The following is a 21,380-nucleotide window of genomic DNA, read 5'->3' as shown; positions in this document are numbered from 1 at the left end:
AAGGACTCTACGCAAGTAGAAACTTTAGCTAACTAAGACAAATCAATTTCAACTTCAGATTGCTCAGGTAAATCTTTGATTTTCTCATGGATATCACCCATCAAACTCAGGTAATCTTCAATATTATAAATCTTCAAATTATGTGCTTTTTCATCACCACCAAAGACTAAGGGTTGCTTGTAACCATAGCATTTACCCGCATTCAATCGCTTGCCAATTTTTCGGTATTTGGCAACAGCTTCGGCATATAGCTTTTCAGTCAAGAAGTCAACATCGGTCAAGAGCGCTTGAAACTCCTCACCATTTTTTGCCACAAGAATCAGTTCACCAGCGGTAACATCAAGTAAAGAAACCGTCGCATCATCTGCCTGAACAAAAACATCCCCCATTGCAGTAAAAAGAACTGGCAGATCATTCGTCAGCCATGACCAAGAATTTAAAATCTCCTCTCTTTCTACATCCCCTTGCGGAGTGCATAACAATTCATTCAAACTCAATTCCATAACTACACCTTTTCTTTGCTCAAAGGAAGCTGCACTCGAAATACACTTCCCTTTCCTTGTTCACTTATAACTGTTATATCACCACCATGCAGGCGGGCAATTTGCCGCGAGAGGTGCAAACCTAGGCCTGCTCCACGGTCTTTCTGAAAAGTTTCTCCTTGATGAAATTCCATAAATATATTGCGCTGATCTGCGAGAGAAATACCCACGCCATCGTCTTCTATCTCAACAAAAGCTAAATCTCCTTTGCGCAACACACGTAACTCTAGTTTGCCTCCTTGCTTGCTAAATTTAATCGCGTTGCTAATTAGATTCACTAAAACTTGGCGAAAACGAATTTCATGGATTTCACAAATCATGACTTCATCATCAAAAATTGTCGACACCTTCAAACCGCCTTTTTCAGCCTCAATCTTGACGCTCTCTAGAACTTCTTCGCAAAAGGGTTTTAATTCTTTAGGCTCTAACTTCAACTCCAAAGACCCTGCTTCAGCTTTGGCTTGATCCACCAGATCGTTGACTAAGTCCAAAAGATTTTGAGCATTGCTCATAATCCTTTGCAAACTCGCTTCTTGCTTAACGGTTATATCACCATGCATCCCTTCTAACATCAACTCAGAGAAACTACTAATTGCAGCTAGCGGAGATCGCAATTCGTGCCCTAGATGCCGAATAAAGCGCGTCTTTGAAACTACTGATTCCTTCAACTGCTTAGCATCGTGCTCTAATTGTTCACGATTTTCTTCCGTACGTCGATGTAGAATTTCTAATTTACGGATCATGATATTAAAATCTCGTTTCAACTGAGTTAATTCATCACTACGCTCTTCGTCGATCGGTAAACTATAAGTGAAATTCTCTTTGCGAACTTCGCGCATTGCCTCTGCCATCTCGTCTAAAGGCTTTCGCACTGACCGAATAAGAAAAATAAGCAGCGCCCCAAAGCCAAGAAAAAATGTAAGAAAACCTAAAAACCTTTTTTCCCCTGCTAATAATAGGGATTCAATTTTCTGCCCCTCTTGCTCCACATGTGATTCAACATAGGATAACATTTTATTGTGAACAATATCGGAAATACTATTTTTCTTTTCGGAAACACTTTTTTGAATTAAAAAAAACTCTTCAGAAGCATCATCAAAAGCCTGCTGTTCTTTCAATGTTAAAACTAAAAATTCATACTCTTGAATATCGCCTTTAATTGAACTCGGAACCCCTTCAAATGAACCCTCTTCAGCCCATCTCTTCTCAAAGTTTTTCAAATCGTGATACTCTTTTAATCCCCCATTATCGGCTACTCCACTCTTCAGAACTTCCAACTCACTGTATTGCATATACAGAAACAAGGATCCTAGAGCAAGGTAGACAATGAGAACAAAGTTTTTTAATAATTTAAAACTCATTTTCTAAGCTCACTTACAGATATACTTAGAGCCTCTGACTGAGGACTATTTAGATCTTTGGACAAAGACAAACTAAACTCGCTCATTAAATTTAAGTCATCATCATTGCCCGTGTTTAACAACCTTGAAAAAACAAGACGCCATTCACCATTAAGATATTTAGTACTGACTTTCACATCTGCTCGACTCGCAGAGGCTTCTTGTGATAAGTAACGGTTGCGATTCTGATGTAAAGTATCTAAATTTAAGTTCAACTTCCAAGGGCCTTTTCCTACATCAGGGGAATATTTTTCATCCATAAAAAAACCATCATCTGCAAAACCCCATTGAGTACGATTCACCCCCCAAAACCATAGATCCTGAACCTTTTTATCTTTTTGCGAAAAGCGCAATGCCAAGCTATCCTCAAGTTGTTTGCCCACGACAAACTTTTCATCTTTGAGAACCCAAGGACGATGCTTTAAATTGGGCTCTTTTTGCGGAATTCGCACACGTACATACAAACGCTCCCCGTCCACAGCGACTTGTACTTTCAAAGGCTTTTCATAGCCCACTACTTTTGTCTCTGTAGCTGAAACTTTGCTCCAGTCCACACCATCAAAGCTTTGCACTTTTAACTCTGCTGAACTTAGGACGGAGATAAATAAGAGTAAATTTAAAAGTAATAAGCCTAGAAACCTCATTTCTGGAGTTCCTCTAAACACTGACTCACCGTTAAGTCTACCCCTGGAATCCGCCAATCAGGCTGTAATTCTGCCAATGGGCCTAAGACGAAATCCCGTTGGCACATGCGGGGGTGAGGCACTATGAGATTTGGGAGCTCGTAACTTTCCTCCTCTATAAGCAAAACATCTAAGTCCAAAAATCGCGATTCATTAAGCAAACCCGTACGCTGTCTTCCCGCCTCTTTCTCAATCTGAAGACAAAGTTCTAACAAGCTAATAGCATCACCTTCCCAGTAGGCAATCGCTACAGAATTCAAGTAAACTTCTGAACCTTTAGGGCAATCAACGGGCTCACTTTCGAGCACTTGCGCCATTCGCAAATCCCTTAAACCTTCTTCTTGCAAGCGCCCCAAGGCAAAATCAAAATAACTCGAACGATCCCCCAAGTTTGAGCCCAAGGCTATAGCTACTTTTTTCTTCATTTCTTAAAACCTAAAATTATCATCAAGAAGTATAAACCCAGCTCGACTATTTAACCAACTTGATCGACTTTATATCACTTAAATCAATAGAGGGCGTCACTATAATTAAATGGCTACGCAGCAAGATGATGATAAACTAGCTCAACTCTATAAACAAGGCTTTTTATGATTTCTCGATTTCGTCTCTTGCGCATCCCTCTCTTTTTTATTCTTATATTGAATATGCAAAGCTTCGCGGCGGTACCTACTCTAGGTGGCATGCAGTTTTGGAATGACATTTCAGTCGCTGGCAAATACAAGATTCAGCAAAATGTAATTACTGGGCATTGCCGAGTACTCAAAGATAATTACTTGCGCTACCATTGGGGAAGTGAAGAGTTTTGCCGCACCAAACTTACTCTCTTAGCGCCCTACATCCACCCCAAACAGTTTTTCCTCATCCACGGACTTGGTCGAAGTCATCATTCCATGGCAAAATTACAGGATAAACTCGAAGCCAAAGGCCACCTTGTCCATAACCTAGAATACTCAAGCATGCTCAACAAGCCCGACAACTTAGCCACACGAATCGAACAAATCATAAGCGAACATCCCTCTAGCCAGAACTACATTATCACCCATAGTTTTGGCGGCATTCTTCTTAGAAAATGTAAGGCTTCTACTCCCATTGACCGCGCTATTCTTTTAGCAGCCCCTAACCAAGGCTCGACAATTTGTGAAACACTCCAAAGCTTAAATATCAATTTCTTATTAGGCCCCTCAGGCTCTCAACTCTACCCTTCTAGCGAACTCATGAAAAACTTAGCTAATCCACAATGCGAATTTATAACAATTGCTGGCAATCGCCCTCCAAAACTCAGTAATTGGCCCTTAGGTTTTTTCTTCAATGAAAATAGTGATGGTATCGTTTGCGAAAGTCGCACACGATTAGTCGGGGCCAAGGCTCACCATAAACTTGATGCAAGTCACACTTTCATCATGAACCACGACAAAAGTTTTGACCTAATACAAAAATTTCTTGAGCTCAAATAAAGTCCTAAGGAACTATGTCATAAATTTCGCTAGTATTGAAGCGTTCCAAACTTGTATTCTATAGACTCTGTTTAATCTTAGGCGAAATCAATCCTCCACTAAAACTAAGGAATACAAACATGTACGAAAAATCACTTATCATCATCAAGCCTGACGGCGTTCAGCGTGGCTTAGTTGGCAGTATCATCACTCGTTTTGAGAATGCTGGCCTCAAGATTCACGGAATGAAATTTGTTCAACCCACACAAGAAATGGCTCGCGCACACTACTCTGAGCACGTTGACAAAGGTTTCTACCCCACAGTAGAAGAATATATCCTCTCTGGTCCCGTTCTCGTTTTTGCTCTTGGTGGCATTAACGCAGTTAAGAAAATTCGTTTAATGGTTGGTGCAACTGAGCCTGCTTCTTCAGCTCCTGGTACAATTCGTGGTGACTTTGCTCACCAATCTTACCCAGCTCCTGGCGAGCCTGATGACAAGCCTATCCGCAACCTCATCCACGCTTCTGGTTCTTCAGAAGAAGCTCTAACTGAAGTTAAACTTTGGTTCACTGATGACGAAATCATTGAATACGGAAAAATCACTGACGAGCTTCTCGCTTTTTAAGTGAAGCAGGGCTCATGAGAGCCCTTTTTCTATGAGTTTAAGAGATTTTACAGAGAAGGCAGAAAACTATTTACTTTCCATTATTAATGGGAATAAGCTAGGCTTTGGTCCTTCTCTGATAAAATCCAACCTTTTTGTTTTATCTAAAGTCTTTCGTTCAATCGTTAAGTCTCGACATTTCCTTTATGATAAACGAATTTTTCGCGACCGCACTTTAGGTTGCTTAGTTGTCTCTATTGGCAATCTGACTACTGGTGGAACCGGTAAAACTCCCGTCACCGAAATTTTTGCTCGCACCCTCACTGAGAAAGGCCGTCGCGTCGCCATTTTATCTCGTGGTTACCGCAGTAAGAGCAAGCCTTTAAAAACTAAACTTCTCGATAAGTTTCGCGGCAAAAAAACCGTCAGTCCCCCCAGAATTGTATCCGAAGGAAAAAACGAAGTTTTACTCGGTCCCCACATGGCTGGCGATGAACCCTATATGCTTGCTTGCAATGTCCCGGAAGCGATTGTCCTTACCGATCCTGACCGCGTCAAAAGTGGACGCTTTGCCATCCGCAATTATCAAGCCGACACCCTTTTAATGGATGATGGTTTCCAACAGCTTCGACTCAAACCCCGCATTAACATTTTACTTATCGATAGCACCAACCCATTCTCCAATCACTTTTTACTCCCACGTGGACTTTTACGTGAACCCATCAAAAACATGCGTCGTGCGCATTTTATTTTCCTCACAAAAGCCAATGGTGGCAATCACTTACGCCACCTAAAAAAATTCATCCGCAAGCACAATACTAAAGCGGAGATCATTGAATGCACACACAGGCCCAAATATTTAAAGAGCCTCATTTCGCAAGAGCAATCTCTTTTAGCTGAACTCAAAGGCAAAAAAATCGCTGCGATCTCCGCAATTGCCGTACCCCAAAGTTTTGAGGATTTTCTTACAGGTTTTGGCGCCGAAATCGTCTACAAAGAACGCTACGCGGATCACCACATGTACTACCAAGATGAAGTAGAAACTTTTGTTAAAAATTCTGAAGCCGCAGGTGCCGAGCTCATTGTCACTACAGAAAAGGACGCCGTCCGCTTCCCTGAAATCAAAAACTCCTCCATTGACATTACCTATTTAAGAGTTGAGATCGACATCCTCAGTGGCGAAGAAAGCTTCAATGAGTGCATCAGCCGTATTTGCTTTTCTTAAATTCCCTCGCATCTTGCAGGTATGAATAATCAAAAACTCACTCAAGCACGTGCGCGTAGTTACTGCGAAGCTATTGCCCAAATCTTTTATGAAGTTCGCGAATCTCGCAATCCTTTAGACCAAGAACTTCGTCGTTTTTTCCGTAACAATAAAAAGTACGGTTCACGTGATCGTCGCTTTATTTCCGAATCTCTCTACAGCCTTTATCGTTGGTTTGGTTGGGTAAAAGATATTTTACCTGAACAAGCCCCAGCTATCCCCAGTGAAAACAAAAAGTTTTGTTCTGCGATCACCGCAGTTCTCTGCTTAGATAATCTCCACCGTGAACCCGTTGCTGAATACATTTCACAATTAGCTGGCGTCAACACTCAACAAGTCCCTAAAGAAAAACTTGATGATAAACGTCTATGGATGGGTAAACACTTTGGCTTAAAGAAACTCAACAACTCCGACTTGGTTCCAGCTTGGTTTGTGGATGAATTACCTAAAGATTTTAATTTAGAAGAACTCATTATCGACCTACAAAAGCGTCCACCCATGTGGATTCGTTTACAGGGACCACAGAACAAAAATAATACTTTACGAGAGCTCAAAGAAAGAGATTTTGATATATACCCTCATGCGATCATGAAAAAAGCTATCAAAATTGTTAATCCACGAGTTAATCTCTACGAACTCAAAAGCTTTCGCGATGGTCAATTTGAAGTTCAAGACCTCGCTAGTCAAAGTCTTGGCTTTGCCTGCAATGCTCAAAGCGGACAACGTTGGTGGGATGTTTGCGCAGGAGCTGGCGGAAAAACACTCTTACTTGCAGACCACATGGAGAGCAAGGGCGGAATCACTTCCACTGATATTCGCGAATGGAAACTCGATGACTTAAAGAAACGCGCCAAACGTGCCCGCTTCTCTAATATCACGACCAAGAATTTAAAGAAAACACGCTCAGCATCAAAAAAGCGTCCCTATGATGGCGTCCTTGTCGATGCCCCCTGCTCTTGCACAGGAACTTGGCGTCGCAACCCTGATGCTCGATGGAGTAGCACTGCCGAGGACTGTGAAGAACTGGCTAAAATCCAAACTGATATTTTAGAAAAATCAGCTCCTGGAGTGAAAGCGGGCGGTGTTCTCGTCTACGCAACCTGTAGTTTTAGTGTTCGTGAAAACGAAGAAATTGTTGAAAACTTTCTCAAAAACCATCCCGACTTTTCTTTAGAGGATTTTCCACATCCTTTGACTCTGAAGTCTACAGGTGGTATCTTACGCATATCGCCTTCACCAGAAGATTGTGACGCCATGTTTGCAGCACGTTTTCGGAGAAAAATTTAAAGGAACAAATTATGAAAAAATTACTCATTTTACTTCTCGCAAGCCTACTTTTATTTTCATGCTCTGAAGAAAAAACCAGAGCCTCTAGCCCAAAACTAAGTGATGCTCAGGCAGCTAGTCTCAAGAAAAATCTTAGTTGGGAAAACTACCACAAATTTTGTGGGGAACAAAATCTTAATGCCGCAGCTAACTTCGAGAAAATCAAAGGTACTGTCGTACGATGGAAAGGTGAATTCGCTATGACAACTAACCCGGTCAACAAGACTAGTGCCGTCGCTCCAGAAATTAAAATTAAACTTCCGGGTGGCAAAGGGGTTATTTCCGACTTAACTATGCGCAGTCGTAAAGAACATATGAAGATTGCTGAAAAACTTAAGCGTGGCGATGAAGTCTTAATACAAGGAAAAATCATGTATCGCGGCGAAGGGCTTGGCGATCACGTTTTGCAATTAGACAAATTTAAGTACCTCCCCCCAAAAGAGCCCAAGAAAATCGTTCGTTAATTTTTCCCTTTCTTGCGAAAGTCCCATGGCGCCATGGGGTTTGAATCTTTCCATAAGCCTAGCTTTAATTGCTGGGCTTTTTTCATTTCGTCCTCATAAAGCTCTGTCACACCTTTATAACGGTAGGCCCATGCCCAACCCTCTTGCACCATTTCTTTATTAATATTGCGATCGCCTATATAAAGCGTCACCAAAAAACGCTCATATTTATCACTCTCGTGTACAATGACTTTAAATTTTTCTTTACTGACTTTCGCAAGCAAAGCCGACCTCGATTTTTTCGAAAAAGCCTGAGTTCTTTCAGGTGCATCAATCCCCTTGAGGCGAAGAGCTTTGCCATCATATTTACCACCCTTGACAAAAACTGTATCGCCATCGGGTATAAAACCCGCCCTCGCAAAGAAATTAATTTGCTTTTGTTCCTCGCCAGAACAAATTGCCAGAAAGGCAAAAATGATTATTAAGTAAGGCATTTTATTCCTTTTTCCGTCCTTTTAATCTTATAAATTGAACTTAGCTTGTAGGAAGTCAATCTTTATGGGGAATTACACATGAAATTATTTTTAGCCATCTGCCTGTTGGTAACACAACTCAGCGCTAAGCAAGCAGATATAAACATCTTAAACGAGCTCCAAGGTACTGTTAATTCCATTGCTGATAAAAGTAGCAAAGCTTTCCTTTACATGGAAATCTCTCACATTAACAAGGGCAAAACTCAAGCCATCCCCATTACCGGTCTATTAATGGATAAGAAAGGGCACCTTGCGACTCTTTACCTCGATCAAAAACGCTTTGTCAGCTGTAGCGTGTGGATTGATGAGCAGGAGTACAAAGCATCTTATTTATATTCAGACAAGTTCAAGGGCTTCACTATTTTAAAACTCGACTCTGAAGCTCCCATTGATAAACTCACCCCCGCCGTATTTGGCGATCCGACCCTACTAAAAAATGGCGAATTCCTCGTTTCAGTCACTCCCACAAATGCCGATTTCGGACAAGTCCCTTTTGTTAATCTTTGTTCAGTCGCAGGCACCCTTGAAAGTAATCGCGACCTAATTTACGTCAATGGCATTAGCAATCACCGCGCCGCGGGAAGTTCTCCTGTAGGCATGCCTTTCCTCAATTTAGACGGGAAAGTCGTAGGTATTTATGTTGGCAATGGAGTTATCATGTCTGATAGCTTTGAGAAAGGTTGCCGTAAGCTCTTGGAGAAAGTCGAAAAAGGCGAGGATCTCAATGACCCCTCCGATGTCCCATGGGATGGTTTTAGCTACAAAGTCATCAACCAAGATTTTTCCGAAGCTATGAATGTTAGTCAGCAAAGTATTTTAGTAACTCGCGTTATCGATGAGTCCCCCGCAGCTGAAGCGGGCTTACGAGCTGGCGATATTATTACTTCCATTGATAACAAACCCTTCACACGTAAAGGACGCCCCATTTTATCTCAGGCCCGTAAACTACTTGATGCTGAAATTGGCCGTGAATGTCCGATTACATTTGAACGAAATGGCAAAGAAAAAACTGGTGTGATAAAATTCATCAAAAAACCAAGTCCGGATAGTATTTCTGTCGATGAGTTGGGCCTTACCATCAACGACATCACGCCTTTGGACTTCTACTCTTATCGACTACACAGAAAATCTGGTGTATTAGTTTCCGCAATTGAAAAAGGCAGTCCTGCAGCTACGTCTACTTATTTTGGTCGCCCACTCATCAGCCCTGGAGACATCATTTTAGAAATTGATCACCAAACGATTTCGAACATACATGACCTACGAAAAATTATCAATGAAATCCGCTTATCTAAAAAGAGTGAAGTCCTCATCAAACTCCTCGATGGTAGCGTTTCCAAATTCGTCTCTCTCAATACAGCAATCGGACAAAAAACGAAAAAGGCTGACAAATGAAAAAAATCCTCCTCTGCTTATTACTACTCTCTCATGGCCTTTTAGCTCTTAGCCAAGGCGAAGCGCTATTTGATAAAGTCGATGCCTGTGTTGTCTCGATCCAACATGAAAATGCTGGTGGTAGTGGCTTTATCATCTCAGAAGATGGTTACATCCTTACCAATGGTCATGTGATTTCTTTAATGGACCGTGAAAACCCTAAAGATGTTGCCAAAAGAATTACTGTCGTTCTTCACGATGAATCAAAGTACCAAGCTCAAGTTATTGGTTTCTCTTTAGATCCTGATGTGGCTCTTATTAAAATCAAACCTAAAGACAAACTCAGTATTGCCAGTTTAGCAGATTCTAAAACGACCCGTACGGGACAAGAATGTTATGCCTTTGGAGCTCCCCTAGGACTCAAGAGAACTTTAACTAAAGGGATTATTTCAAACACAGCTCAAACTAGCATTGGCACATTTACAAAAGTCATCCAAACTGACGCGGCCATTAATCCCGGCAATAGTGGTGGCCCACTCTTCAATATTGATGGTGAGGTTATTGGAATCAATACTTATGCGAAAAGTGGCTCTGGCTTGGGCTTTTCTATACCTATTAATTTTGCGAAAACACTTGTTCAACACTTCAAAGAGTATGGTTATTTTAAGCGTGCAGAAACTCCTCTCATTTTCACTAAGGCAATGACAGAGGAACTCGCCCGTGTATTGAAGTCACCACGTGGGCTTTTTATTGATTTTGTTGCGCCTAATTCACCTGCTGAAAAAGCTGGCTTTAAAGCGGGCGATATCATTGTTGCTATGAACGGGGAAGAGGTTGACGGCTCAAGCGAAGAAGCTTTCTTTGATTTTAATTGGGACTTTGTTACCCAAAGAGTCGGCGATGACACGAGTCTTAGCGTGCAACGTCGTCAAAATGATGGCTCGTATAAAAAAATCACTATTACATGCCAATTAGTAGAAGATGATCCCATGCCTGCAAGTGGTTACCAGATTGGCGAACTCCTAGAGATCAACTACCCCGAAGTTGGCATGGCTGTACAACGTGTAACTCAATACGTTCAATACATCTATAATTTCCCCCATATGAATGGTGTACGAATTGCCGGTTTAACAAAAAATAAAACGGCTGCAAAAGCAGGCTTATACCGCAATGATTTCATAACTGAGCTCAATGGAACTAAAATCAAAAACGATCAGAACTTTAAAGACCTCATGGATGCTAAACTCATAAAGCAAACGAAATTTTTAATCTTCAAAGTCAAGCGTGGAAACGATACCCTTAGTATTCCACTTCGAGTTCATTATCCCCTCAAAAAACGAAAAATACTTCTCGTGCATAACAATGATGAATATCATAAAGAACTCATTCGCCGCATCCAACTTTCAGGTGCTGAGACCACTTCAGTTTCAATGATAAACCAGGCCATTACCGAAAAAGAATGGGATGGCATCATAATTTCCTCACAGCAAACTGCCCCTATACCTGGGATTGAAGTTCTTCTGACAAAAGCCGCTGAAAACAAAACTCTTCTTGGTTTAGTTGGCAATGCGCCTGTGCAGCTCACTCAAGCACCAGATTTTTATAAAACTAAAAAGTTTACCATGGATAAAGAGAAATCTGACATCGCTCTGAAAGCAGACTTATTTTACACTGGTAAAGACAATGAAATTGATGGTAAATTGATAAGTACTAATGCCTTTGATAATCAATCTATCCGACAATTCATTGCCACTTTCCGGGCGATGGCCTCGCAAGCAAAGTAAGTCACCTTTAACGCGGAGTTTCCACTCCACATCACTTCAGTTTAAATATGAAAATTGTAAAAAATCCAGTTCTTCGAAATCTACTCAAGTTAGCTGGATTTATATGCATTGGCCTAGGAATTGCAGGGATTCCTCTTCCAGGCTTGCCTACCACCCCCTTTTTAATTCTCGCGGCATTCTGCTTTTCTAAGAGTTGCGAGACTAGTTATAACAAAATCCTAAATCACCCAAAATTTGGTCCTCCCATAAAAGACTACTTGGAGGGGAAAGGCATTCCTCGTAAAATCAAAATTATTGCGATTGTCTGCATGTGGACTTTTCTGACTTTTAGCTTCGCAAAACTTCAGCAACCCTACCTTAGACTCATCCTCATTGCCTCCGGCGCCTACGGGTCTTGGTTCATACTTAAAGAGCCCGATGCACCTAGTAAAAAGAAATAATTGATTACAAATCGTTTGTTTTTAGCTCTTTCATTTTATTGGTAAACGCTAAACGCATTTTATCTAATGCAACTTTGTATTCTGGATTGCTGACTAGATTGAAAAATTGATTAGGGTCTTTGTTTAAATCAAATAGCTCTTCATTTGGACGAGGTCCTTTATATTTCATATATGACCAGCGTTTTCCTTGAATGACCCAGCCCTTATTATTAGCAGAAAAAATGGCATCGCGAACTTCTGTTTGCGGACTTTGCAAAAGTTTTGAAATATCCTTACCTTGAAGGCGTTCGGGAATATCTAAACCACACATTTTTGCCGTAGTGGGAAACAAGTCCAGTAATTCGACTAAGGAATCACTACGCGCAGCTTTTCCTTGTGGAACAGAGATAATTAGAGGCACGCGTATAGACTCATCTTTTAAACTTACTTTTGCCCAAAAATCGTGTTCTCCTAAGTGATAACCATGATCACTCGTAAAAATAACTATTGTCTCATCAGCTTGTCCCGAATCCTCTAAGGCTTGTAAAACTTTTCCTACTTGAGCATCCATGAAACTTACAGAGGCATAATAAGCGCTAACGGCTTTTTTCTGCTGCTCAATAGACATCTTCATGTTTTTACTGGTTTTGTAATTAATACCTTTCTTGGGGATGTCTTCCCAGTCGCCTTCCATTTTCTTTGGTAAAACAATTTCCTGCCAAGGATAATCTTTGTAATACTCTTTGGGAGCTACAAAAGGAACATGTGGACGGACAAATCCCACACCCAAGAAAAATGGCTTATCCAAGTTTTTATATGAATGAATAAGTTCGCAGGCTTTTTGGGCGGCTTTCCCATCCGAATGAACTAAATCATCACCTTCAGCCTCAACTCTTACGAAGGTATTCCCACCGACAACGGGACGTGTACCATCTGGATTTCCTTCAAGAGTTTCCCCTACACCTGAAGCTTTCCATTCAGGGCCCTGACAATTATATTTTTCCGTCCAAGAGCGTGGATCATCTGAACCATCGGAACCCAACTCAATTCCTTTTGGAACGGGCATGTGAAATATTTTACTCACTCGAGCCGTATGGTATCCCTGGTTTTTAAAGTACTCAGCCCAAGTCTCACGGTCACCAATGGCTTTTCGACCACTAACGTATCCAAACACCCCCGTTGCATCTGGGTAGTAACCCGACATAAAAGACGCACGTGAAGGCCCACAGTAAGTCGCTTGGCAATAGACCCTGGTAAACAAGGTTCCTTTTTGCGCTAAACGATCAATATTTGGTGTTTTACAAATTTTATTGCCATAGGAAGCTATAGTCGTCGCACTAAGGTCATCCGAGATAATAAAAAGTACATTTGTTGTTTTCAAAAGAAAACAAAAAAGAACTAAAAAATAAGCTGGAAATTAATAACTTCATATCTAATAAATACAATTTAAAGCCTTTCTTGTCAAGGAATATAATAACAAAAGAGCATTGGTTATATAACCAATGCTCTTAACCAATTTAGTAATCCTGTGATTTGAACTTTAGAAACGATCTAAATTCATAACTTTAGTCCATGCATTCACAAAATCATCAACAAATTTTTCTTTGTAGTCATCACTAGCATAAACTTCTGCGATTGCTCGCAGCTGTGAGTTCGAACCAAAAATAAGGTCTACAGAACTAGCGGTCCATTTCAAAGCTCCTGATGAACGATCGTATCCATTATAGATTTGTTCGCCTTTTTCAGCCTTTTGCCACTTGGTGTTTATATCCATTAAATTAACAAAGTAGTGATTGTTTAAAACTCCTGGAGTAGTTGTTAGAACACCTAGGTTTGGATCACTAGCATTTGCCTCTAGAACCCTTAGACCGCCAATCAACACAGTCATTTCAGGCGCTGATAATGACAATAAATTAGCTTTATCAACTAAATACTCTGGAGCTGGACGATTCATCTTAATTCCTGAAAAGTTTCTAAAACCATCTATCTTTGGCTCTAAGTAAGCAAAAGACTCAACATCAGTCATCTCCTGAGTCGCATCGGCTCTACCTGCTGTAAAAGGAACTTCAATAGTAAAGCCTGCTTTTTCAGCAGCCCGCTCAATAGCAAGAGATCCTCCTAGCACAATTAAATCAGCTAGCGAAACTTTTTTATCATCACTTTGAGATACATTAAAGTCATTTTTAACTTTCTTCAAAGTATCAATAACTTTACTTATATTCTGAGTTTTATTAATCTCCCAGTTACTTTGAGGTAATAAAGCAATACGCGCGCCATTGGCTCCACCACGCATGTCAGAGGCTCTATAAGTGGAGGCAGATGCCCAAGCCGTTTGCACTAGTTCAGCATTTGATAAACCTGTCTTACTAATACTCTCTTTCAAAGACTTAATATCGCTTGAATTCACCACACTGTAATCAACTGATGGAATCGGATCTTGCCATAACTGTGCTTCTGGCACTTCAGAACCTAACAGTCGAGCATGGGGCCCCATATCTCTATGAGTAAGTTTGTACCAAGCTTTGGCAAAGGCTTCATCAAAAGCTTTTGGATTTTTATGAAACTTTTCCGAGACCTTTCGATATGCAGGGTCCTTTATAAGAGCAAGGTCAGTAGTAAACATCATTGGGGCATGTCTTTTACCTTTGATATGTGCATCAGGCACAATATTATCTCCCGTATTCCCTACGGGTTTCCATTGTTTTGCACCTGCTGGACTTTGAGTCAACTCCCACTCAAAGGCAAAAAGATTAGAAAAATACATATGCGACCATTGTGCGGGCGTTGCTGTCCAAGCACCTTCTAAACCACTGGTTATGGTATCTTCTGCATTACCTTTACCATGTGAATTGATCCAACCAAACCCCTGTGCTTCTAGAGGTGCTGCTTCTGGCTCTGGACTAACGTTACCTTTGGGGCTCGCTGCCCCATGAGCTTTACCAAGAGTATGCCCGCCAGCTATAAGTGCGACCGTCTCTTCATCATTCATACCCATTCTTCCAAATGTCAAGCGAATATCTTTCGCAGCCAATAAGGGGTCAGGATTCCCGTTAGGCCCCTCTGGATTCACATAAATAAGTCCCATTTCAGCAGCTGCTAAGGGTTCTTCTAAGTTACCATCATCTGAGTAACGTTTCGACGTTAACCATTCCTGTTCTGGTCCCCAATAAACATCTTCCTGTGGCTCCCACACATCCTCTCTACCTCCAGCAAAGCCAAATGTTTGAAAACCAGTCGATTCTAATGCCACATTACCCGTCAGAATCATTAGGTCGGCCCAGGATATTTTATTCCCGTATTTTTGCTTAATAGGCCAAAGAAGGCGACGTGCTTTATCTAGATTGCCATTATCCGGCCAGCTGTTTAAAGGTGCAAAACGTAAAGTCCCATCTCCTGAACCACCTCTACCATCATGACTCCTATAGGTACCTGCACTATGCCAAGCCATTCGAATGAAAAAGGGTCCATAATGCCCATAATCCGCAGGCCACCAATCTTGAGAGTCCGTCATTAAAGCCAGAAGATCTTTTTTAATTTCTTCTATATCGAGTTTTTCAAATTCTTCTGCATAATTAAAGTCTTCTCCTAGTGGATTGCCTTTTACATTATTTTGATGAAGAATCTTTAGATTCAATTGATTTGGCCACCAATCATCAAGAGCCATATAAGATGAAGAAACTGGAGTTGCATCACTACTTGCGCTCTTTCCAGTGAATGGACATTTCCCACCTGATTGTGAAGACTCTGAACTGTGATGTGAACTAGAACTACATGCAGTTAGCAGTGCTGCACAAGAGGCTGTAAATACCCATTTTGCAATTCTTCTCTTCATAAATGAATGAACAAATTTAGTTTCATACACCTTCATACGATTTCTCCTAATATATAGATTATACTATTTATTTGTAATATTGTATCACCTCAAGTATTTGATGATACATAAACCTATTCGACGGAGGTCTTGAAAGCTAATAAATGAAACTTATAAACAATAATAAGTTTTATTTATTAAAAAAATATTTTGTAAGAAAATGAGCTTCTTTCTCTAAAGAATAAAATTAATCTTATTTTAAGTATACCTTAAGTTAAATAGTTACAATTTACGGCCTTGACCAATAACTTGAGTAAATTCACGAATACTTAAAGGCGTTTATACCAACTATCTACGAGCTCTTCTAATTGAGGTTCGAGCTGAGAGCTATTTTCAGCAAAGTAACTTTCTTCAATTAATTTTATATTGGCTTCTAATTCTGGATCAGATGATAAGTCATGCTTTGAATTTTTAATTTGATTGAGGAAAGCAATCGCTGAAACCGCACTAATATGCTGCGGTCGTTCAAACTCAATGACTCTTTCAAGTTCTTCGGAACTGACAAAACTCTTGGATATTTTAAGGATGATCACTAAACACAATAGAACTAGTAATGTTGAGATCACATAAAAACTTGGTGACTTAGCGGCTTTCGCTTTCAAATATTCCTCTTTATTGGCAGCTACGATATCGGCGTCCTGATATTTTTTATATTCTAGCTGAATATCATCTACCTTAAGTTCGGGAAAGATAAACTTTGTCATTTCCCCTTGCCAGTCAAGCGGTACATCCAAAGATAATTCTGAAGACACAATGGTACGATCATCTTTCTGTTCATAACGAGTCACCAAGGGTTCAATTATTTCGGCACTCAACTTTAAGCCATAAGTTTCTGGTATTATCAATAGTTCTTTTATATCTGGTAATAAACCCTCTCCAGTCATCTGAATTTCCAGCGACAGCTTGCCTTCATGAGCTCCACGACTATCGAGTATAAGTTCTAACTTGGCATTTTTGTAAGGTCGCAATTGATACTCTGGCGACTTACTCGACAGTCTTATGATGTTTGACTTTACAGGAAGCACGACCTGACCTTGCCCATCGTTGAAATCCATTTCTATGATAATCTCTGGCAATTTATCAACTGAGGCATCTTTGGAGCGTAAGGTTAAATACGCTAAAGGAGTCTCCTGCCAATGTTTCCGGGACAAACTCATTGGCTGGGGACGATCTACAATCCAAGTAATACTTCCCAATTCAAATTTAGTTTGCAGGCCCTTGTTTATTTGATCCGTCAATTTCTTACGGTAATTGACAACCCCTCTACCATTAATATTTACCGATCCCATCGCATATTTATCAAAGCCTCCAGATTCCCGACTGAGTTCCTTGCTATGCTGAAGACTTAGATAAACACCAAATTCATTATTGTGACCTACTGAACTCGAACCATCTAATTTTATATTGAGTTTAACTTCTGTGAGTAAATCTTCGTAAAATTGAAGCTGGGAAGTAATCTTGCTAAGCGATGGGTGATCGCCCATGATAAATTTGGCCGCCGACATGAAAGGAAGCTTTACATGAGGCTGTAATTGAGGCCAGGTTTTACTCAGCCATTCTCCAAACATATTAATATGGCGATCGCGCCATTGCTCATCCATTGAAAATAATTGTTGCCGGAGCTCATCTAATTGCATATCTGAAACAGATGAACTCATTTCCAAACCCTGCAAATTACTCGCACCTAAAATAATGCTGAACCACTGTGTATAAGGATTTATGGTGTATTCAGATTGTCTTGATTTTAGTTGGCTCTCGTAGAGTCTTGCGCAATCTCTAAAGCCCTGAAAAGCTTTATTCCTTAATTCACTATATTCTTCTGGAGTGCATAGTTTGTTATTATTTTTATATTCCGCGAAGTCATATGAAGCTGAAGCCAGACTGACTGTTAATTGTATATCATCTTTACTAATTTTTAAGCGATCAGTCAGTAAATTGATCACTGCTTGATAAGCATTAAGAGCTTCTTGCTGAGCTTCAGATTCACTGCGATTGGTTTGATACTGCAACTGAATTCTTTGGCGATTTTTATCATCGACCCAATCTCTTTGAACTAAGGCTAATAAATGGCGACAGAGAACCAGCAAAGTTTTGTCATCTAATTGATCTAAATCTTGAAACACTAAGCGTACATCATCTTCACTAATGACTTCAGCTTGGCTGAAACATGCAACAAATGCCGCAACTTGAGCGGCAGGGTCAGTTTTAATCCCAGCTTTGAAAACTTTGCCAAACATTGCCTGACAATCTTTTAAATTTTTGATTTGGCGCAAGCGTGTCAATGGGATGCCCTTGGGCTCTGTCCTAAACATTTGACCGCGGACTTGCATGGTTCTAGACATGTTATTTCTATTGGGATTAACCGTCCGTGCCCACTCAGTAAAAACTTCATTACAGATTCTACCAATAGTTTGAGGATATGAGTCTTTAAAACTTAATAAACGATCGAAAGCACTTTCTGAGTACACTCCTTGTTTTAATTGCGAAATGGCTTCTTGGAATGAAAATAATTCTTGTTCAGCATGACCTAAAGCACTCAAAGTTTTTCCTGATGGAACATTTTTAACAAGAGTAGAAAACGCTACATATTTAGGCGCACGTTTAGCATTGTTGCGATTATTGACTGGTGCCCTAGATTCCTTATTTCGTTCAAGTAAGCTATGAGCGTATTCCAATTGCCAATGTCGCAAAGCTGTACGAGAAAGTCCTGCATCTAGATCGACTGAGGACAAATGATTAAGTACCCTCATATTGCTCGCCAAATCAATGCTTCTTTGAGTGTAGTTTTTTGACTTTTGAATCGTTGCAATCTTACCATCAAAATGCTTTTTGAGTGTTTCTAATAAAGCCTCATTGGCAAAAATTGATTTAAACCATTTATCCATAAAGTCTTTATCTGCAGAACTACAATGATCGGCAATATTTTTGACAAGAACCACTTTATCATCAATTGGAAAGTCTTTTTCTTGTAAAGTGAAACAGAGCTCTAAATAACTTTTGCTATTGATCGATTTGAGCAAGGCTAACCACGGTTGAGCCTTCTTGAGGCTCGTAATCTTTTTAAGTTCATCCATTTCTGGCATGAGCTGCATCGCTTTCTCTCTTTGACCAAAGCTCGAATAAAAACTCATATAAAGAAAGGTTTTACTTAAGTCTAATTTTTCAGCTTTCGCTCTATTATCAATCACTCTGTATAAGCTATCTTCTGGCGCCCCTGCATTGGCGCTTTTCTTCACTAAGCTAATCAATTTATTCATTTGGCTCGCATCGCCATAGACCATAATTTCTACAAATCCTTCTACATCCAGAGCACTAAATAAAACAGGATCTTTACCTAAGAGTTCCAAGAGTTTATTATAAGTATCTTCGTAAACAATTTTTTTAGTAAAGCCATCACCTTTAGCAAAGTCCCGCAACTTCTGATTGATATCATTGATGACTTCACTTTGACGATTAATCACAGTGATCTCTGCAACTTCACCGCTATTGATGGGAAGCATGGCGCTGACTTTATTAATAAAAGTTTGAGCCGTGGTATTCCGTTCGGCGCCTAAACGTCCTAAAAGTGTCTGACCATTGGGCGCTATCAGTACATAACTTGGATACCCCTTGATTTGAAAACTTTTTTTGAGCTGATCATTTTGTTCAACAAACTTGCTTGGCACTAAGCTTTTATTTTGAGGAAAATCTATATACGCCAAACTCAATTCTCTTTTAGCAAAGGCAGACCATGCTGCATCTGAAAACACCGCTTTATCCATGAGCTTACACCAACCGCACCAATCACTACCCGTGAAGTTGATAAATAAAACTTTTTTATTATCCTTGGCGTATTTTTTTGCCGCGGAATAATCCATTGTCCATTGCCCTGCTTGCACACCTTCTGTCAGAACCTCTGCACTGCACAGGCTCCAACAAGAAAATAAGATTGCTAAAATTACTTTATACATTTTGTCTCCTTAATAAAATTATGACCCGCTACCTTCCGGTCTTTCGCCTAAACCTGAACCTCGGGCATCTTCTTGACCTTCACCTTCTCCAAGGCCTTCTCCAGACCCCTCGCCTTGACCCTGGCCTGCTTGTTGACCCACTGCACCACGGCCTGCTCCGACACCTTGTGAACCACGACCAGAATCCTTTTCGGGTAAAGCCTCTAAGTTCAAAGTTTTCCTATCCATTCGCCCCATGGCAATCGCCGCTTGCAAATTATATAACTGCACGTGATTCGATGGAGAACCTTCAGCTAAAAAACGCAAATGTTGACGAGCGCTCTCTAGTTCCTGCTTCCAATATTGTTTTGCCACACCCTCGCGACGCATATGCCATGCCGTATAATAAAGACTATGTCCCAAAGATGCTCTGACTTTATTCTTTTCTTCCTGGTTTAATTGAATCTCTTTATCATAAATCATTTCCATCAAGGACTCAACTTCTTCGGTCGCTTTTACTATCTGTTTATTATTTAGATAGATTTTTGATTTAGCTAAACGCAAAGCCGCTAATTCTTTATCTAAGTCTTGCTTTTCTATAAGATCCAAAGCTTTATCATAAATTGTTAAAGCCTCTTGCCATTCACCTTTTTCATTTGCCAGATCCGCTTCTTGTTTCAGTTCCGCAATGCGATCTTGCAAAAGATATTTTTGTCCTTCTCCATAATGAAAATAGGCCCAAAACACTGGTAAACTCAACCACAAAAATAAGATATACTTTTTCATCAAGTCGTACTCCTAGATGCGTATAAGTCTCGGAGCTTATTAGTTTTTTCTTTGTGATCTAAAGCAAATTTGATGAGAATATATGGAAGCAAAGCTAAGATCAAACTCCCTAAGAAACAGGCTAACAAAGCCCATTCTCGCAGAGTAAAACCTTTAGTACCATCTTCATGCTCACCTGCTAAGTCCCCCAATACTTGAGTTGATAAATGTTTTTGATTCACATCTTGGTATTGACCTCTCAAACGCTTGGCTATACGCTTCAAGCTCAAAGTATCTTGCCTCGATTGGTGACCGTCAATAAATAAACCTTGCGAGCTTCCAACTCCGGCTACTAAAAATTCTTTGAGTGAATTTGGTGCCTCGGGCATACCAATCTCAGAGGTAGAATCGCCATCCGAGATTAATAAAAAGGTGCAAGAATTCGGACGCCAAGGTTTGGCGACTTCAAAAGCCTTTTCAACTCCCTTTAAAAGATCTGTTTTACCGGGAGTAAAAGCTTGATCCATTGGTAGGTCAAGAATATTGGCAATCACTGCTTCGTCAGAGCTATCAATTAAAACTGGCAAGGCATCAGTGAACGTCGCCACCACTGAATATTTAACATGGGGATCTTTAATGCGTTCCATCATTGATTCTAATACTTCTCGTGCACGAACTTTGCGCTGTAAATCCCCAGCGACTCCCGCATCTTTTAAATACATACTTGGGGAGACATCCAAAATAATTAAGACATGCTCAACTTTTTCAGCTGGGATTTCTTCTTCCAAAATTTCATCACCTAATGCCACTTGCTGATAATCCATCAAAACGAGCAAGCCCCAAGTTAAACTGACAAAGGCTAAGCTTCGTACAAGGGGTACAAAGGCGGTCCATTTTCGAGCTTTAGCTTCAGGCCCAAAACTTAAACTAGCTAGACGTTTAATTCTTTTAGTATGAATCCATTCAGCTGTAAAACAGATTAATCCCACTAGTATTGCAATCATTG

Annotated in this window: 18 protein-coding genes; 8 read left to right on the top strand and 10 right to left on the bottom strand. The window is 40.4% G+C overall.

The annotated features are described in order from the left end of the window. Positions 1-32 precede the first annotated feature (32 nt). Genes PQO01_RS11920 through folK form a run of 4 tightly spaced genes read right to left on the bottom strand, consistent with a single transcriptional unit; the run spans position 33 to position 3,050 of the window. Positions 33-503: a T6SS immunity protein Tdi1 domain-containing protein gene (locus tag PQO01_RS11920; RefSeq protein ID WP_274314256.1), complete on the bottom strand. Its 471-nt coding sequence runs from the start codon at positions 501-503 to the stop codon at positions 33-35. Positions 504-505: 2 nt separating this feature from the next. After that, positions 506-1,903 carry a HAMP domain-containing sensor histidine kinase gene (locus PQO01_RS11915; RefSeq protein ID WP_274314255.1) on the bottom strand — a complete coding sequence of 466 codons (1,398 nt, stop codon included), beginning with the start codon at positions 1,901-1,903 and terminating at the stop codon, positions 506-508. Then, the gene (locus PQO01_RS11910; protein ID WP_274314254.1) at positions 1,900-2,586 is read right to left on the bottom strand and encodes a DOMON domain-containing protein; all 687 of its coding nucleotides are present in this window, start codon (positions 2,584-2,586) and stop codon (positions 1,900-1,902) included. Before PQO01_RS11910 ends, PQO01_RS11915 begins: the two co-directional genes overlap by 4 nt. Beyond that, positions 2,583-3,050 carry a 2-amino-4-hydroxy-6-hydroxymethyldihydropteridine diphosphokinase gene (gene folK, locus PQO01_RS11905; RefSeq protein WP_274314253.1) on the bottom strand — a complete coding sequence of 156 codons (468 nt, stop codon included), beginning with the start codon at positions 3,048-3,050 and terminating at the stop codon, positions 2,583-2,585. Before folK ends, PQO01_RS11910 begins: the two co-directional genes overlap by 4 nt. Before the next feature lie 165 nt (positions 3,051-3,215). Between folK and PQO01_RS11900 the strand changes: the two genes are divergently transcribed. The 5 genes from PQO01_RS11900 (at position 3,216) to PQO01_RS11880 (ending at position 7,720) form a co-directional block, all read left to right on the top strand. Further along, on the top strand, positions 3,216-4,082 hold the full coding sequence (locus tag PQO01_RS11900; RefSeq protein ID WP_274314252.1) for an esterase/lipase family protein: 867 nt from the start codon (positions 3,216-3,218) through the stop codon (positions 4,080-4,082). 119 nt (positions 4,083-4,201) lie between these two features. Then, positions 4,202-4,687: a nucleoside-diphosphate kinase gene (gene ndk / locus PQO01_RS11895; protein ID WP_274314251.1), complete on the top strand. Its 486-nt coding sequence runs from the start codon at positions 4,202-4,204 to the stop codon at positions 4,685-4,687. Positions 4,688-4,718: 31 nt separating this feature from the next. Further along, positions 4,719-5,891, top strand: coding sequence for a tetraacyldisaccharide 4'-kinase (gene lpxK / locus PQO01_RS11890; protein WP_274314250.1), 1,173 nt, complete (start codon positions 4,719-4,721; stop codon positions 5,889-5,891). 21 nt (positions 5,892-5,912) lie between these two features. Next, a complete protein-coding gene (locus PQO01_RS11885) occupies positions 5,913-7,217 on the top strand; it encodes an RsmB/NOP family class I SAM-dependent RNA methyltransferase (protein WP_274314249.1) in 1,305 nt (434 codons plus the stop codon). Positions 7,218-7,228: 11 nt separating this feature from the next. Beyond that, positions 7,229-7,720, top strand: a complete 492-nt coding sequence (locus PQO01_RS11880) for a hypothetical protein (RefSeq protein ID WP_274314248.1) — start codon at positions 7,229-7,231, stop codon at positions 7,718-7,720. On the opposite strand, the gene PQO01_RS11875 is transcribed toward PQO01_RS11880, so the two are convergent. Further along, positions 7,717-8,193, bottom strand: coding sequence for a thermonuclease family protein (locus PQO01_RS11875; protein WP_274314247.1), 477 nt, complete (start codon positions 8,191-8,193; stop codon positions 7,717-7,719). The genes PQO01_RS11880 and PQO01_RS11875 overlap by 4 nt on opposite strands. Positions 8,194-8,271: 78 nt before the next feature. Between PQO01_RS11875 and PQO01_RS11870 the strand changes: the two genes are divergently transcribed. From PQO01_RS11870 to PQO01_RS11860, 3 genes are read left to right on the top strand one after another with little or no spacing between them, the layout of a single operon-like run. Then, complete coding sequence (locus PQO01_RS11870) at positions 8,272-9,627, top strand: PDZ domain-containing protein (RefSeq protein WP_274314246.1); 1,356 nt, start codon at positions 8,272-8,274, stop codon at positions 9,625-9,627. After that, the gene (locus PQO01_RS11865; protein WP_274314245.1) at positions 9,624-11,390 is read left to right on the top strand and encodes a trypsin-like peptidase domain-containing protein; all 1,767 of its coding nucleotides are present in this window, start codon (positions 9,624-9,626) and stop codon (positions 11,388-11,390) included. Before PQO01_RS11870 ends, PQO01_RS11865 begins: the two co-directional genes overlap by 4 nt. A gap of 47 nt (positions 11,391-11,437) precedes the next feature. After that, the gene (locus tag PQO01_RS11860) at positions 11,438-11,830 is read left to right on the top strand and encodes a YbaN family protein (RefSeq protein WP_274314244.1); all 393 of its coding nucleotides are present in this window, start codon (positions 11,438-11,440) and stop codon (positions 11,828-11,830) included. Between the two features lie 4 nt (positions 11,831-11,834). Here PQO01_RS11860 and PQO01_RS11855 read toward each other — a convergent pair whose 3' ends face one another. The 5 genes from PQO01_RS11855 to PQO01_RS11835 form a co-directional block, all read right to left on the bottom strand. Next, complete coding sequence (locus PQO01_RS11855; RefSeq protein WP_274314243.1) at positions 11,835-13,190, bottom strand: sulfatase; 1,356 nt, start codon at positions 13,188-13,190, stop codon at positions 11,835-11,837. 159 nt (positions 13,191-13,349) lie between these two features. Beyond that, positions 13,350-15,641 (bottom strand): catalase/peroxidase HPI, encoded by a 2,292-nt coding sequence (gene katG, locus PQO01_RS11850; RefSeq protein WP_420792929.1) that lies wholly within the window; start codon positions 15,639-15,641, stop codon positions 13,350-13,352. A 308-nt stretch (positions 15,642-15,949) separates the two neighbouring features. Beyond that, complete coding sequence (locus PQO01_RS11845) at positions 15,950-19,630, bottom strand: thioredoxin family protein (protein ID WP_274314241.1); 3,681 nt, start codon at positions 19,628-19,630, stop codon at positions 15,950-15,952. 18 nt (positions 19,631-19,648) lie between these two features. Further along, positions 19,649-20,395, bottom strand: a complete 747-nt coding sequence (locus PQO01_RS11840) for a hypothetical protein (protein ID WP_274314240.1) — start codon at positions 20,393-20,395, stop codon at positions 19,649-19,651. Next, the gene (locus PQO01_RS11835) at positions 20,395-21,378 is read right to left on the bottom strand and encodes a vWA domain-containing protein (RefSeq protein WP_274314239.1); all 984 of its coding nucleotides are present in this window, start codon (positions 21,376-21,378) and stop codon (positions 20,395-20,397) included. The genes PQO01_RS11840 and PQO01_RS11835 overlap by 1 nt, the downstream gene beginning before the upstream one ends. Positions 21,379-21,380: the final 2 nt, after the last annotated feature.

Origin of the sequence: Lentisphaera marina, assembly GCF_028745505.1 — a bacterium.
Lineage (GTDB): Bacteria > Verrucomicrobiota > Lentisphaeria > Lentisphaerales > Lentisphaeraceae > Lentisphaera > Lentisphaera marina.
Note: the sequence above shows the minus strand (reverse complement) of the source record. Positions and strands in the feature narration are given on the sequence as shown.

Excerpts from the sequence above, each read along its gene's own strand:
- katG (WP_420792929.1), bottom strand. The coding sequence starts at position 15,641 with ATGAAGAGAAGAATTGCAAAATGGGTATTTACAGCCTCTTGTGCAGCA.
- PQO01_RS11865 (WP_274314245.1), top strand. The coding sequence starts at position 9,624 with ATGAAAAAAATCCTCCTCTGCTTATTACTACTCTCTCATGGCCTTTTA.
- PQO01_RS11860 (WP_274314244.1), top strand. The coding sequence starts at position 11,438 with ATGAAAATTGTAAAAAATCCAGTTCTTCGAAATCTACTCAAGTTAGCT.
- PQO01_RS11835 (WP_274314239.1), bottom strand. The coding sequence starts at position 21,378 with ATGATTGCAATACTAGTGGGATTAATCTGTTTTACAGCTGAATGGATT.
- folK (WP_274314253.1), bottom strand. The coding sequence starts at position 3,050 with ATGAAGAAAAAAGTAGCTATAGCCTTGGGCTCAAACTTGGGGGATCGT.
- PQO01_RS11900 (WP_274314252.1), top strand. The coding sequence starts at position 3,216 with ATGATTTCTCGATTTCGTCTCTTGCGCATCCCTCTCTTTTTTATTCTT.
- PQO01_RS11885 (WP_274314249.1), top strand. The coding sequence starts at position 5,913 with ATGAATAATCAAAAACTCACTCAAGCACGTGCGCGTAGTTACTGCGAA.
- PQO01_RS11845 (WP_274314241.1), bottom strand. The coding sequence starts at position 19,630 with ATGTATAAAGTAATTTTAGCAATCTTATTTTCTTGTTGGAGCCTGTGC.
- PQO01_RS11880 (WP_274314248.1), top strand. The coding sequence starts at position 7,229 with ATGAAAAAATTACTCATTTTACTTCTCGCAAGCCTACTTTTATTTTCA.
- ndk (WP_274314251.1), top strand. The coding sequence starts at position 4,202 with ATGTACGAAAAATCACTTATCATCATCAAGCCTGACGGCGTTCAGCGT.
- PQO01_RS11915 (WP_274314255.1), bottom strand. The coding sequence starts at position 1,903 with ATGAGTTTTAAATTATTAAAAAACTTTGTTCTCATTGTCTACCTTGCT.
- PQO01_RS11870 (WP_274314246.1), top strand. The coding sequence starts at position 8,272 with ATGAAATTATTTTTAGCCATCTGCCTGTTGGTAACACAACTCAGCGCT.
- PQO01_RS11875 (WP_274314247.1), bottom strand. The coding sequence starts at position 8,193 with ATGCCTTACTTAATAATCATTTTTGCCTTTCTGGCAATTTGTTCTGGC.
- lpxK (WP_274314250.1), top strand. The coding sequence starts at position 4,719 with ATGAGTTTAAGAGATTTTACAGAGAAGGCAGAAAACTATTTACTTTCC.
- PQO01_RS11920 (WP_274314256.1), bottom strand. The coding sequence starts at position 503 with ATGGAATTGAGTTTGAATGAATTGTTATGCACTCCGCAAGGGGATGTA.
- PQO01_RS11840 (WP_274314240.1), bottom strand. The coding sequence starts at position 20,395 with ATGAAAAAGTATATCTTATTTTTGTGGTTGAGTTTACCAGTGTTTTGG.
- PQO01_RS11910 (WP_274314254.1), bottom strand. The coding sequence starts at position 2,586 with ATGAGGTTTCTAGGCTTATTACTTTTAAATTTACTCTTATTTATCTCC.